This is a genomic window from Algibacter aquimarinus (assembly GCF_039543265.1).
Taxonomy (GTDB): Bacteria; Bacteroidota; Bacteroidia; order Flavobacteriales; family Flavobacteriaceae; genus Algibacter_B; species Algibacter_B aquimarinus.
Genome location: NZ_BAABJK010000006.1, coordinates 197,372 through 211,268, shown reverse-complemented (window position 1 = coordinate 211,268; position 13,897 = coordinate 197,372). Strand labels below are relative to the sequence as shown.

The following is a 13,897-nucleotide window of genomic DNA, read 5'->3' as shown; positions in this document are numbered from 1 at the left end:
AAACTCCCAAATTATTTTGGGAGTTTTTTATTTAATTTAAGCTATATGAATTTATAATATTTTTTAATTGAAGTTTTAGATCTTCGCCTGTGTCATAAATCATTTGCTCTTCAGTAGGGAAGGGAACAGCTCGTCTTTCTAAAAAAGGAATCAAACTTGTTTCTAAAGCTCTTCGGTCTCCTCTAGAGGTCGCATAAATATGCTCGAAAACAAACTTACTAGTTACAGGAAATGCATCTACAAGTTGTTTTGTGTTTAAATTTACATATTCTACATTTCCGGTTACTTGTGTTGCTTTAAATTGTGTAAACTCATAATATTCGCAACGCACGGTTTTCATTCTGTCTACTTTAATAGCATTACCAAGACTGTCTTTAACAACTTCTCCATTTTCAATCAGTTCTTTTTTTCCGTCAGCAATTTGTTTTTCTTTAATTATTTGACGCTCTTTAATTTGCTCTGGAGAAATATTAATACCTCTTAAGTTAACACGCATATTGTAATCGTAGTTAACTTTGTCTTCTGGTGTGCTATGATATACAGCCCAAAAGTTATTTAGACCGTAACTACTAAAGTTTAGCAAATCATTTTCTAAACGAACTGGAATAATTTTCCCAGAATCATTAATCATATCTACTAATACAAAATCAATTCCTTTATTGTGTGCTATTTGCATCAGTTGACGCACATCTTTATAATTAGGGTTAATTTCTTCAATGCTTTGCAAAACTTGATAAGCTGTTCTAAAATCTAATTTATTATTCGCGTTTAACAAAGCTGTAGCGTTATTGTATAATTGTATTGAAGCACTATTTTTATAATCAATAATTTCATCAGAATAATCATTAAAATTTAAATTGATGGCTCTGTCTTTTATATAAAGAGGCAAAAGCGGTTTAATGCGTTCTTGACGATTATCTAAGTTCACATACGAATCAAAAATACGTAAGTAGCTTTCTGGGTTATTGTCTTTTTTAAGAAGATTAATATTATCTAAATCTCTTGCAGTTGCTTTATTAAAAGCTTCTTCAAGTAACATTATAATATCGGTTTTACCCTTTCTGTCTTTATTAATTTGAAGTTTGCCAATCGCATCTGAAATTGCACGATCGTAGTTACCATAGCTTATGGTTTTTTCCATTTGTCTGCGTGTACTACACGCAAAAAGTATTGTAATGGCTATTGCTGAAAGTAATATTTTTTTCATAGGTTAAAATTTTAGGTTATGGGGCTATGATTTCAATAGTGGTGCCAAAGTACTACTATTGCAGATAAAACGCAAATAAATACGATTAAATGTAATTTATATTAATTTTATGTAAGTTTTATCTTATTTTTTAGAAAAAACAGGAAGTAATTTTGTTGATACTTCTCCAAAACCTATTCGAGTTCCATCATTTTCACAATGGCCCCTCATAATAACAGTATCGTTATCATTAATAAATTTGCGCTCGGTACCATCTTTCATTTTAAGTGGTTTTTCGCCTTTCCATGTAAGTTCTAACATAGATCCATAAGAATCTTCGGTAGAACCTGAAATAGTTCCGCTTCCCATCATATCACCAGAATTTACTGGACAACCATTAACTGTATGATGTGCTAATTGCTGTACCATATTCCAATACATGTACTTGAAGTTAGAATTACTAACAACTGCTTCTTTTGCACCTTCTGGTTGAATAGATACTTCTAGATGAATATCGTAACTTTTCTTTCCTTCATACTTAAGATAATCTAGTTGTGGTTTAACAGGTTTTGGTCCTTCAACACGATAAGGCTCTAAAGCATCTAAAGTTACTATCCAAGGTGAGATAGATGATGCGAAGTTTTTAGCTAAAAACGGTCCTAAAGGAACATATTCCCATTTTTGTATATCTCTGGCGCTCCAATCATTTAGTAGGACTAATCCAAATATATATTCTTCAGCTTCTTCAATAGGGATAGGTTCTCCTAAATCGTTAGCGTCTGTGGTAATAAAAGCCATTTCTAATTCAAAATCGACTAATTTACTTGGGCCATAAACAGGTTCAGTTGCTCCATTCGGTAGTGTTTGTCCTTGTGGCCTGTGTACTGGAATTCCTGAAGGAATAATTGAAGAACTTCTCCCATGATAACCCACTGGAATATACAACCAGTTTGGTAGCAACGCATTATCTGGATCTCTAAACATGGTTCCTACGTTTGTAGCGTGCTCTATACTTGAATAAAAATCGGTGTAATCACCAATTTGAACAGGTAATTGCATCTCTATTTCATCTAAACGAAATAGTACAATTTCTTTATGCGGCTTGTTGTCTTTAAGTGTTTTATTGTTGCTATCAAAAATTTCAGCAATTCTATTTCTAACAGCGCGCCATGTTTTTCTACCGTCGGCTATAAAGTCGTTTAAAGAGTCTTGAAGAAAAATATCATCAGTTAATGGAATCCCATCAAAATACCCAAGTTGGTGTAAAGCTCCTAAATCTATGGCGGTGTCTCCAATTCGTGTACCAATGGTTATAATATCATCTCGGGTTAAAAACACACCAAAAGGAATATTCTGTATTGGGAAGTCTGAGTTTTTATCTACGTGTAACCACGATTTTCTATCTGGATTATTAGCTGATAATGGCATAGCTTTATTTTATTTTTTGTTATTGATTTCTTATCAAACCTACACATTTTTTTTATTTTAAATAACAAAAACAAAAAAAATCTAGGTTAACTTTAAACGTTAATAAAATGGTTAAAAACTTACTAGTAAATATATGTTTTTTGATGAATTTAAATATTGTATTTCATATTTTTGCCCAATATTTAATTAGAAAGACATTTTATGAAACGCGACGAACAAATTTTTGAACTTATTGAGGCTGAAAAAGAGCGTCAACTTCATGGTATTGAATTAATTGCATCTGAAAATTTTGTAAGTAATCAAGTTATGGAGGCTGCAGGTTCTGTTTTAACAAATAAATATGCTGAAGGCTACCCAGGAAAGCGTTACTACGGTGGCTGCGAAGTAGTTGATGAGGTTGAGCAAATTGCTATTGATAGAGCAAAAGCTTTGTTTGGTGCTGCATATGTAAATGTGCAACCGCACTCGGGAAGTCAAGCAAATACAGCTGTTTACCACGCATGCTTGAAACCTGGTGATAAGATTTTAGGATTCGATTTGTCTCACGGAGGGCACTTAACACATGGGTCGCCAGTAAATTTTTCTGGTAAATTATATAAACCTTCTTTTTATGGTGTTGAGGAAGAAACAGGTGTCTTAAATTATGATAAAATTCAAGAGATTGCTACAAAAGAGCAACCTAAATTAATAATAGCCGGAGCTTCTGCCTATTCTCGTGACATAGATTTTGAACGTTTTAGAGTTATAGCCGATAGTGTTGGTGCTATTTTATTAGCAGATATCTCACATCCTGCAGGTTTGATAGCTAAAGGCATTTTGAATGATCCGCTTCCGCATTGTCACATCGTTACTACAACAACACACAAGACGCTAAGAGGACCAAGAGGCGGTATGATTATGATGGGGCAAGATTTTGAAAACCCTTTCGGAATTACTTTAAAAAATGGGAATTTACGTAAAATGTCCTCATTGTTAGATTCTGCTGTTTTTCCAGGAAATCAAGGCGGACCATTGGAACATATAATTGCGGCTAAAGCAATTGCTTTTGGAGAAGCATTAACTGATGAATTTTTACATTATCAATTACAAGTAAAAGCTAATGCAAATGCTATGGCACAAGCTTTAGTAGCTAAAGATTATCATATTATTTCTAACGGAACAGATAATCATATGATGTTAATAGATTTACGAAACAAAAATGTGTCTGGAAAAGATGCAGAACAAGCACTTGTTAAAGCTGATATTACAGCAAATAAGAACATGGTTCCTTTTGATGATAAGTCGCCATTTGTAACATCTGGAATCCGTTTAGGAGTTTCTGCCGTTACTACTCGTGGGCTAAAAGAAGCAGATATGGTTGCTATTGTAGACTTAGTTGATGAAGTTATTACAAATTTTGAGGATGAAGCTACTTTAGAATCAGTTAAAGCTAAAGTTAATACAATGATGAAGGACAAGCCTTTATTTGTTTAGACACACTTCAAACATATAATATGAATAGTAAAACCCGTTAATCACGGGTTTTATTGTAAATAATAGTTAGTTATTATATGAGTTTAAATAAAAAAGTTTTTTACGATTACTATTTATAAATACTTCAAACTAAAAATCTAGGTTGTAACAATAGATTCTTGAAGGCGTTAGAAACCATTTGTTTAAATTGAAAATCGCGTATCCAGAAAATTATCAATTAAGCTTTTAAATGTTAATTCTCATCTTCAGGAAACGTGATATGCTGGTAGGCACCTAAATCTGGAGAACTAGTTCTGCTGACATTTAAAATATCAAAAGGAACTTGTATTGCAAAAGCTGCTAGTCCTTGGTTTATAGCTGCAGACTCTTCGCCAATTATAAGTTTATTTAATTCTGTATCAAGAAAGTTTGGGTCTTCATTGAAAATATTGCCTTCATATTTGGTAATATCAGTCAAATCATAATTAGGACCTGTAAAGTTGTTATTATTATCTTCAAATCGAATTAAGCAATTTGTAAACTTAAAATTAAATTCTACCGCCTCATCTTCAATTTCATCCAAAAGAATTTCTGGGTTATCGTTGCCATAAATAATACAATTGCTAAAATTTGCTTCGGTTAAATTTGCAATAGTCGCATTATTATCTTCATCTAAAATAAAATTATTAAGTAATACTGATGGGAATTGCCTAAAACTATTATTCCAATAATTTACGATTGTGCTATGTGTAAAGTTATATTTTCCACCAAGTGTACCTGCAAAAGAGGATTGACCTGTGTTATTAATCACTAAATTTTCTCCTAAAATAGATGTGTTTCTGCCCAAAATACCAAAACTACTAGAGTTATAAATTTGCGAATTTGTAATGGTTAATTTGTTACCAATCTCGTTAGGGTTACCATCACATAAAATTCCAACAGTTGCGTTTTTTATTGTAGCGTTATTAATGGTGTTATTTATGCTTCCATCAAAAAACCAAATAGTTCCCCATTGCCCTGGTGTTTCAGAAAAATTGGGTTCTAATCGGTCGCCTTCAAAAATAACTTCATTCTCTAATACATCTTGGTCATTACTAAAACTACCATTTACTTGTAGTGTGGCATTGTCAGTTACTATTAATCCAGATTCTGAATGAAAGTGAATTCTTGCTCCAGCTTCAATGGTTAAAGTTTCTCCATTAGGTACTGCGGCAAAACCATAGATAACATAAGGTTTTTCGTTTGTAAAAGTTAGTTCTGTAGGTAATAATTCTCGACCTTGTAGTTCAGTTTCAATTGGTTCACCATCAACATTGAGCGTTAAAGTTTCTATTACTTTAGTTGTGTTATCTCGGTTAGGATATATAAAGACTGCATCTTGAACTAGAGTAACTAATTCTACAGTTTGTAAGTTAGCATTACTGTCAAATTCAATTTTATCGGTGTATAAAAAGTTTCCGTCTGGATTTGGGAAATTATTAATATCTATAGTTGTTTCAACAAATATAAAGAGACTGTCTTTTGCTAATAATTCTATATTCTGAAATTCTTTTCCTGCTAAACCATCAACGCTTAATCTATAATTTGATGATTCTCCTAAACCAAGTTTTAAAGAGGGGATAAGAATATCTTCATTACTTCTATTGTAAACTTTTAAGTTATATGTACTTGATCCTATGTTTGTGAAAATTGTGTCTAAGTATACCGTGTCTTTTGAAAATTCTAGACTTCCAGTGCTTGGTGAAAATTCAAAATCCTTTCTACAAGAACTCCAAAAAACTAAAAAGCATATTAGGAATAAAAAGTAGCAGAGTTTTTTAATCATTATTAATTCGAGTTAAGAATGCTAAAATATAACTTTTGATTTTATGAAATAGTATTTAATAAGTAGTATTAAATGTTTTTTCTTAACTATTAACTCAAAATAGGCTAATAAAAAAGCCTTTACAATTTGTAAAGGCTTTTTTTTGTTTATGCGATACTATAAAACTGATTAGTTACCAGCTTCAAGGTTTTTCATTTCTTTTTCAATCATATCATAAAACTGATCGATTTTTGGTAAGATAACAACGCGTGTACGTCTGTTTTTTGCTCTATTCTCAGCAGTATCATTATCTACTAAAGGAACATAAGAACTACGACCAGCAGCTATTAACTGACCTGGATTAACATCTAGTTCTTGTAATACTCTTATTATTGATGTAGAACGCTTTACACTTAAATCCCAGTTGTCTATTAACGGAGCTTTATTATAAGGAACACTATCTGTATGCCCTTCTACCATACACTCAAAATCTGGTTTGCTATTTACTACTTTAGCAACTTTAGCTAAAACATCTTTTGCTTTGCTTGTTACATTATAACTTCCACTTTGGAATAATAATTTGTCTGCAATAGAAATAAATACAACACCTTTTTCTACATTAACTTCAATATCTGGATCGTTAATACCAACTTCACGTTTTAAGCTGGTAACTAAAGCTAAAGTAACACTGTCTTTTTTTGTAATAGCATCTTGTAAACGAGTAATTTTAAGATCTTTTTCTTTTATGCTCTCCAAAGTTTTTTCTACGTTACTAGCACCTTTTGCTGATAAAATTTGAAGATTATCATTACTTTTACGTAAATCTGCTACTTGCTCTTCTAATGCTGTTGCTCTTGCTGTAGCAGCAGCTCTGTCTTCTAAACAAGTATTTAATTTTACAGTGGCAGAATTAAGTAAATCTTGAGTTTCTTTTTGTTTTGCTTGTAAATCTGTGAATTGTTTTTTTGATACACATGAGCTTAATACTATCATTGCTGATGCACCAAGTAATAAAACTTTCTTCATAATTTTTGAAATTATTTTTGGATTAAAAATTGCTAATTTGATATACAAAAGTATATAAAAATAAGTACGTTAGAGCATTGTTAACAAAACTTTTACTAACTATTTATAAACTTTTAAATTTCTTCTTCTTATTTACGAAATAATCAAGTACTATAGATGTTATCTGATAATATTTTATTTTGTTTTTTGATGTTTTTCGCTGTTTTAGCAATCGTCTTAGATTATAATAATAACTAAAATGAGCTTTTAAAATAGCTAATGTATGACTTGGCTTTAATTCAAGTAAAAATTTTATGGCGGCTATCCCATCTAAAATCAAACGTATAAAAACAATTCCGAGTAAACCACCTTTTGCATTTTTGGTAAGAGAAAATAAACTATTACGGAAATTCAAAAATGTTTTTTTAGGATTCAAGTTACTAAGTGTTGCACCGCCAACATGATAAATTTTAGAATTGTAGACATATTGGATTTGATATTCAGAATTTTTTGCACGCCAACATAAATCTATTTCTTCCATATGTGCAAAAAATGATTCATCAAATCCATTTAATTCTTTAAATAGGTTGCTTTTAATAAATAAACAAGCACCTGAAGCCCAAAAAACTTCTGAGTTTTCATCATATTGCCCTTCATCTCTTTCAATAGTATCAAAAATTCTTCCTTTACAATATGGATAACCGTATTTATCTATAAAACCACCAGCAGCACCAGCATATTCAAAATAATCTTTCTTATTATAATCTAATATTTTAGGCTGAATTATTCCTATACGTTTATTAGTATCAAAAGCTTTTTTGATAGGGTTTAACCAGTCTTTAGTAACCTCTACATCATTATTTAGTAAGCAAAATACATCGGCGGTAATATGTTTTAAAGCATCATTGTATCCTTTTGCATAACCTCCGTTTATTTTATTTTGAATAATTTTTACTGAAGGAAAATTAGTTTTAACATATAAAATTGAATCATCAATAGAAGCATTATCTGCTAAATACACTTCAGCTCCAACAGAAAACTTAACAACCGAAGGTAAAAACTGTTTTAGTAATTTTTCTCCATTCCAATTTAATATGACGATGGCTAACTTCATTCTTTGTAATCTGGAATATCTTTTAAGAATTGATAACGCTTATTTTTTATATCCATTTGGCAATAATAATGATTTAATCCATTAGTAACCATTAAAAATGATGCATTTAACGCTAGGTTATAACGTGCTATTTGGTCGAATGTATCCTGCTTTAAAACTATTTTAGGAGCTTTACATTCTACTATTAAAAAAATACTACCATCAGTATTAAATACTACAATATCGTAACGTTTTTTTAGAGTATTAATAGTTAGTGTTTTTTCAACATTTATTAAAGATTTTGGATACTTTTTCTCTTCAATCAAATAATGAACACAATGTTGACGCACCCATTCTTCTGGTTGTAAAATCACATATTTTTTACGAATGACATCAAAAATGGAAACTTTATTTTCGCTATTTTTGAATCGGAACGAATATGTAGGGAAATTTAGTTTTTGCACTACACAAATTTGGTGATTTTTTTTTAATGGACGAAGTAAAACAATTAGTTACAGATATTAAAAACGGAAATTTAAAGCCTATTTATTTTTTAATGGGTGAAGAGTCTTATTATATTGATAAAATCTCAAATTTTATTGAAAGCACTGTTCTTGCTGAAGATGAAAGAGGTTTCAATCAAATGGTTTTGTATGGCAGAGATGTTTCTATTGAAGATATTATTGGACAAGCAAAGCGTTATCCTATGATGGCTGAATATCAAGTGGTTATTATTAAAGAAGCTCAAGATTTGTCTCGTACTATAGAAAAACTAGCTTCTTACGCAGAGAACCCGCAACCAAGTACCATTTTAGTTTTAAACTATAAGTACAAAAAAATTGATAAGCGTAAAGCACTTTATAAAACCTTAAAGAAAACCGGATTAGTTTACGAAAGTAAAAAACTTTATGAAAATCAAGTTGCTGACTGGATTAGACGTGTTTTATCTCCAAAAAACTATACCATTTCTCCAAAAGCAGCTCAAATGCTTGTTGAGTTTTTAGGTACAGATTTGAGTAAAATAAATAACGAACTAGAAAAGCTTCAAATTATTCTACCAAAAGGCACACAAATTAGTCCAGAACATATTGAAGAAAATATAGGAATAAGTAAAGATTATAATAATTTTGAGTTAAGAAAAGCTGTTGGTGAAAAAAACACAATTAAGGCATATCAAATAGTTAATTATTTTGCCGATAACCCGAAAGATAACCCTATGGTTGTAACAGTATCTTTATTGTTTAATTTTTTTTCTCAGTTGTTGCATTTTCATGGTTTAAAAGATAAATCACCAAGAAATGTTGCGTCTGCTTTAAGAGTAAACCCATATTTCGTTAATGAATATATTACAGCTGCTAGAAATTACCCCATGCGAAAGGTTAGTGCTGTTGTGTCTACGTTAAGAGATTTTGATGTTAAAAGTAAAGGTGTTAGTTCTAATGCTGTACCTCAAGGCGATTTATTAAAAGAGTTATTAGTTCGAATTTTATCATAGCCGTTCATGGATATTAAAATACACGAAAGTTGGAAACCTCATTTGGTGGAAGAATTTAATAAACCATATTTTAAAGATTTAATAAACTTTGTAAAATGTGAATACAAGAATAAAAAATGTTTTCCTCCTGGAAATGAAATTTTTAATGCTTTTAACCATTGCCATTTTAATGATGTTAAAGTTGTTATAATTGGGCAGGACCCATATCATGGAGAAGGTCAGGCAAATGGTTTGTGTTTTTCTGTCAATGATACTGTACCACATCCTCCATCTTTGATTAATATTTTTAAGGAGATTGAGTCAGACTTAGGAATAAAATATCCAAAGAATGGAAACTTGTTAAGGTGGGCAAAGCAAGGGGTTTTATTATTAAATGCTACGCTTACAGTTAGAGCTCATGAAGCAGGAAGTCATCAAAAAAAAGGATGGGAAGAGTTTACCAATGCTGTAATTAAAGTTTTAAGTAATAATAAAAACGGAATTGTTTTTTTGTTGTGGGGCGGATTTGCTAAGAAAAAAATGAAAATTATTGATAATAACAAACATTATATATTAACTAGTGGTCACCCTTCTCCACTAAGTGCTAACAGGGGGTATTGGTTTGGTAATAAACACTTCAGTGAAACTAATGCTATTTTAGGAGAACAAGTAAAACGAGATGTAATTGATTGGTAGTTTACTTTAGCTACCTGTTGGAGCAAGTGTTTCTAAATCTTGCTCTATATTTTTTGGTTTAAGAATTACTGGATTTTTTTCCTGTTTTTTATTGACGACTTTTTTACAACTAAACTTAAGCAACAATAAATTGATAAAAACTAAAGCAGACAGCGTAATAGTGATAGTTAATAGCATTATCTTTTGGGGTTTAAAATTAAGGCAAAATACAATAAAATTCGATTAAACGCAAAAAATACCGATTAAATTGAATTTATATTACAATATTAATAAATAAAATACTACAAATCAATACGTACATATACTTATTTTTTATTTATAATTAATTAGTAATTTTTAATAATCAAAATTGAAGAGTTTATAAAAATTTATGATTATTTCTGCTAGATTAGTATTTCATAATTGAATCTAAAGAAGCTATATTTATTAGTAGAATTTGGTATAATTTATTAAATAAGAATTATTTTTGACAAAATATTAAGAAATGAATCAACCCGAATGGATAACTGTTAAGGACTATCAAGACATAACCTATAAAAAATGTAATGGCGTAGCCAGAATTGCTTTTAATAGGCCAGATGTTCGTAATGCTTTCAGACCTAAAACAACTAGTGAACTTTATGATGCATTTTATGATGCTAATGAAGATGTTAATATCGGAGTTATTTTACTATCCGCAGAAGGACCTTCCAGTAAAGATGGTGTTTATTCATTTTGTAGTGGTGGAGATCAAAAGGCTAGAGGTCATCAAGGATATGTTGGGGAAGATGGATATCACCGTCTAAATATCCTAGAAGTGCAGCGTTTAATTCGTTTCATGCCAAAAGCTGTAATAGCTGTTGTGCCCGGTTGGGCGGTTGGTGGAGGCCATAGTTTACATGTGGTTTGCGATTTAACGTTAGCCAGTAAAGAGCATGCTATTTTTAAGCAAACTGATGCAGATGTTACTAGTTTTGATGGCGGTTACGGTTCAGCCTATTTAGCAAAAATGGTTGGTCAAAAAAAAGCCAGAGAAATATTTTTCTTAGGTAGAAATTATTCGGCTCAAGAAGCTTATGATATGGGAATGGTAAATGCCGTATTACCGCATAACGATTTAGAAGATACTGCTTATCAATGGGCACAAGAGATTTTATCTAAATCTCCAACATCAATAAAGATGCTTAAATTTGCAATGAATTTAACAGACGATGGTATGGTTGGTCAACAAGTATTTGCTGGTGAAGCAACAAGATTAGCTTACATGACTGATGAGGCTACAGAAGGACGAAATGCATTTCTTGAAAAAAGAAAACCAAACTTTGAAAAAAAATGGATTCCATAATGAAGAAAGTTTCCATTTGGATTTCATCAATGCGTTTACGAACACTACCATTATCGCTCTCAGGTATAATTTTAGCATCATCTTTTGCGGTTTATAACGGAGTTTTTAAGTGGAGTATTTGTATTCTTGCTATTCTTACAACATTAAGTTTTCAAATATTATCAAACTTAGCCAACGATTATGGTGATGGTTTAAAAGGAACGGATAATAAAAATAGGGTAGGTCCTGAAAGAGCTATTCAAAGTGGTAAAATTTCTCCAGATGAGATGCTTAATGCCATTAAATTAAATGTTTTATTTGCTATTTGTCTATCTACTTGCTTAATATATTGTGCTTTTGGTGTTACAAATTTTACACTTACTGCTACTTTTTTTGTTTTAGGCACGTTGTCTATAATCGCTGCTATTCGTTATACTGTTGGTACTAATGCCTATGGATATAAAGCACTTGGAGACATTTTTGTTTTTATATTTTTCGGTTTGGTAAGTGTAATAGGTTGTTACGTTTTGTTTGCTAAAAGAATAGATGCTGTGGTTTATTTACCAGCAATAACAATAGGTTTATTAAGTACAGCTGTGCTTAATCTTAATAATATGAGAGATATTAAAAATGATGAAACATCTAATAAAATGACTTTAGCCGTAAAATTAGGTTCCAAAAAAGTTAAGATATATCATTATATTCTTATTATTTCGGCTATTGTTTTATCCTTAATGTTTGGTTTGTTGTTTTATACTTCATCTTATAATTTAATTTTTACTATCACATATATCCCTCTGATTATTCATCTTAATAAGGTAAATAAAAATTCAGATCCAAAAGACCTTGATCCTGAATTAAAAAAGTTGGCACTAACAACAGTATTACTTTCTATTTTGATGGGTATTGCTTATTTAATATAGATGTAACCTTAAATTATTACAATAAATCATGAGAAATAGTTTTCACTACATCACGTTTCTTATATCACTTTTTAGTTTTTCTCAAACAACAAATTTAAAAGTATTAGAAAGCGCTGAGTTTAAAGACAAAGTGAAGTCTGAAGAAGTTATTTCTATGCATTCAACTTCTTTAAACCTAACTGCAGTTATTAGAAATAGCAAAAAGAACTTAATGTTTGATGTTTTTAATGAATCTCTTGATAGAGTTAATAGTATTTTAGTACCAATTGAAAAAAAAGAGCGTGTTTATGGTGATTTGGCTTTTAATAACACAATGAAGGTGTTTACTGTGTTTTCTTCATCGAAAAGAGAACGAGTAATAAACTGTTATGAGTTTGATATAATATCAGGGGAGCACAAAAAAATTGAATTATTTAAAGCGAATGTAGATAAAAACCGAAGTTTATTTTCAGGCAATAATAAACGTGAAACCGGATTGGCAATGTCGCCTAACGGACAATATTTTGTGGTTTCTACTGATAATATAAAGAAGAATTCTAACTCATATACCCTACATGTTTTTAACTCCAATACTTTAAGTTTAATCTATAAAAAAACGTTTCAAGAAAATTTAGAAAAGTTTTATGAAGCTAACGATTTATCTATAGATGATGAAATGAATGTTTATTCATTAGGAAAGTTGTTTGTTGAGGGAAAGAAAGATAAAAAAGGAGGTAAAGCTAATTACGATTTTGTATTAAATAAAATTAGCGATTCTAACATTAAAACAACTAAAGTAGATTTTGAAAAAGAGGCGTTTATAAGCTCTCTAATACTTTCTAATATTGATAATCAAATTAAGTTAATAGGCTTTTATTCTGATAAAAGAGCAGGAAAAATAAAGGGAACTTTAATATTTAATGTAAATACTGAAGACTTAACGATTACTGAAAATAAGTCGTTTAAATTACCTGAAAACGTATACAAGGATTTGTACAGCGAAACCAGAGCAAAAAAGAAAAAAGATAATAATGCAGAATTATCAAATTATTATGTTGATTATGTAATTACTGATGCTATTGGTAATACATACTTATTAGCTGAAGAATTTTATATTACAGATGCATACGTATCTAATGGTATGAATGGCGGTGGATATTGGCTTACTACTTTCCATTATAATAATGTATTAGTGCTAAAGATAAATGCAGAAGGAAAGCTAGATTGGGGGAGAAGTATATTTAAAAGAGCTGGTAATCCTTCCTACGGTGCTTTTGTTAAAGATAATGAGTTACATGTTATTTTAAATTCTGGTAAGAATTTAACAGAAAAAGATGATGGTAGAGTAAAGGTTTCAAAAGGGTGGTTAGAATCAACGGCATTGTATGACATTGTTTTTGATGAAATTGGCAATGTTACTCATAACAAAATTCAAGATAATAAAGGAAAAACATTCTATAAACCTTATTATGGGATTTTTAATGGAGAACGTTTTATTACTATAAGTAAAAGTGGTGGTAAAAAACAATTTTTAATTTTGGAGTAAAAGCAGTA

Annotated in this window: 13 protein-coding genes; 6 read left to right on the top strand and 7 right to left on the bottom strand. The window is 30.5% G+C overall.

All coding sequences use genetic code 11. The features are described 5' to 3' along the window. Positions 1–31 precede the first annotated feature (31 nt). Positions 32–1,207, bottom strand: a complete 1,176-nt coding sequence (locus ABD939_RS10095; protein WP_345167918.1) for a hypothetical protein — start codon at positions 1,205–1,207, stop codon at positions 32–34. Between the two features lie 123 nt (positions 1,208–1,330). Continuing rightward, the gene (gene fahA / locus ABD939_RS10090; RefSeq protein WP_345167916.1) at positions 1,331–2,614 is read right to left on the bottom strand and encodes a fumarylacetoacetase; all 1,284 of its coding nucleotides are present in this window, start codon (positions 2,612–2,614) and stop codon (positions 1,331–1,333) included. Between the two features lie 201 nt (positions 2,615–2,815). On the opposite strand from fahA, the gene glyA reads away from it, so the two are divergent. After that, positions 2,816–4,087, top strand: a complete 1,272-nt coding sequence (gene glyA / locus ABD939_RS10085) for a serine hydroxymethyltransferase (RefSeq protein ID WP_345167913.1) — start codon at positions 2,816–2,818, stop codon at positions 4,085–4,087. A 232-nt stretch (positions 4,088–4,319) separates the two neighbouring features. Here the strand turns inward: glyA and ABD939_RS10080 are convergent, their stop codons facing one another. From ABD939_RS10080 to ABD939_RS10065, 4 genes are all read right to left on the bottom strand, one after another. Continuing rightward, positions 4,320–5,891: a hypothetical protein gene (locus ABD939_RS10080; protein WP_345167911.1), complete on the bottom strand. Its 1,572-nt coding sequence runs from the start codon at positions 5,889–5,891 to the stop codon at positions 4,320–4,322. Between the two features lie 168 nt (positions 5,892–6,059). Beyond that, complete coding sequence (locus ABD939_RS10075; protein ID WP_345167909.1) at positions 6,060–6,896, bottom strand: OmpA/MotB family protein; 837 nt, start codon at positions 6,894–6,896, stop codon at positions 6,060–6,062. A gap of 103 nt (positions 6,897–6,999) precedes the next feature. Continuing rightward, positions 7,000–7,989: a glycosyltransferase family 2 protein gene (locus tag ABD939_RS10070; RefSeq protein WP_345167907.1), complete on the bottom strand. Its 990-nt coding sequence runs from the start codon at positions 7,987–7,989 to the stop codon at positions 7,000–7,002. After that, positions 7,986–8,432 carry a type I restriction enzyme HsdR N-terminal domain-containing protein gene (locus tag ABD939_RS10065; RefSeq protein ID WP_345167905.1) on the bottom strand — a complete coding sequence of 149 codons (447 nt, stop codon included), beginning with the start codon at positions 8,430–8,432 and terminating at the stop codon, positions 7,986–7,988. The genes ABD939_RS10070 and ABD939_RS10065 overlap by 4 nt, the downstream gene beginning before the upstream one ends. A 26-nt stretch (positions 8,433–8,458) precedes the next feature. On the opposite strand from ABD939_RS10065, the gene holA reads away from it, so the two are divergent. Together holA and ung are read left to right on the top strand one after the other, a co-directional pair. After that, positions 8,459–9,463 (top strand): DNA polymerase III subunit delta, encoded by a 1,005-nt coding sequence (holA, locus tag ABD939_RS10060; protein ID WP_345167903.1) that lies wholly within the window; start codon positions 8,459–8,461, stop codon positions 9,461–9,463. Between the two features lie 6 nt (positions 9,464–9,469). Continuing rightward, positions 9,470–10,138 carry a uracil-DNA glycosylase gene (gene ung / locus ABD939_RS10055; RefSeq protein WP_345167900.1) on the top strand — a complete coding sequence of 223 codons (669 nt, stop codon included), beginning with the start codon at positions 9,470–9,472 and terminating at the stop codon, positions 10,136–10,138. Positions 10,139–10,144: 6 nt separating this feature from the next. On the opposite strand, the gene ABD939_RS10050 is transcribed toward ung, so the two are convergent. Next, positions 10,145–10,315: a hypothetical protein gene (locus ABD939_RS10050; RefSeq protein ID WP_345167898.1), complete on the bottom strand. Its 171-nt coding sequence runs from the start codon at positions 10,313–10,315 to the stop codon at positions 10,145–10,147. Between the two features lie 307 nt (positions 10,316–10,622). Between ABD939_RS10050 and ABD939_RS10045 the strand changes: the two genes are divergently transcribed. The 3 genes from ABD939_RS10045 to ABD939_RS10035 are packed head-to-tail and all read left to right on the top strand — an operon-like array spanning position 10,623 to position 13,889. Further along, complete coding sequence (locus ABD939_RS10045) at positions 10,623–11,462, top strand: 1,4-dihydroxy-2-naphthoyl-CoA synthase (RefSeq protein WP_345167896.1); 840 nt, start codon at positions 10,623–10,625, stop codon at positions 11,460–11,462. Then, positions 11,462–12,364: a 1,4-dihydroxy-2-naphthoate octaprenyltransferase gene (gene menA / locus ABD939_RS10040; protein WP_345167894.1), complete on the top strand. Its 903-nt coding sequence runs from the start codon at positions 11,462–11,464 to the stop codon at positions 12,362–12,364. The genes ABD939_RS10045 and menA overlap by 1 nt, the downstream gene beginning before the upstream one ends. Before the next feature lie 28 nt (positions 12,365–12,392). Beyond that, positions 12,393–13,889 carry a hypothetical protein gene (locus ABD939_RS10035; protein WP_345167892.1) on the top strand — a complete coding sequence of 499 codons (1,497 nt, stop codon included), beginning with the start codon at positions 12,393–12,395 and terminating at the stop codon, positions 13,887–13,889. The last annotated feature ends 8 nt before the right edge of the window (positions 13,890–13,897 follow it).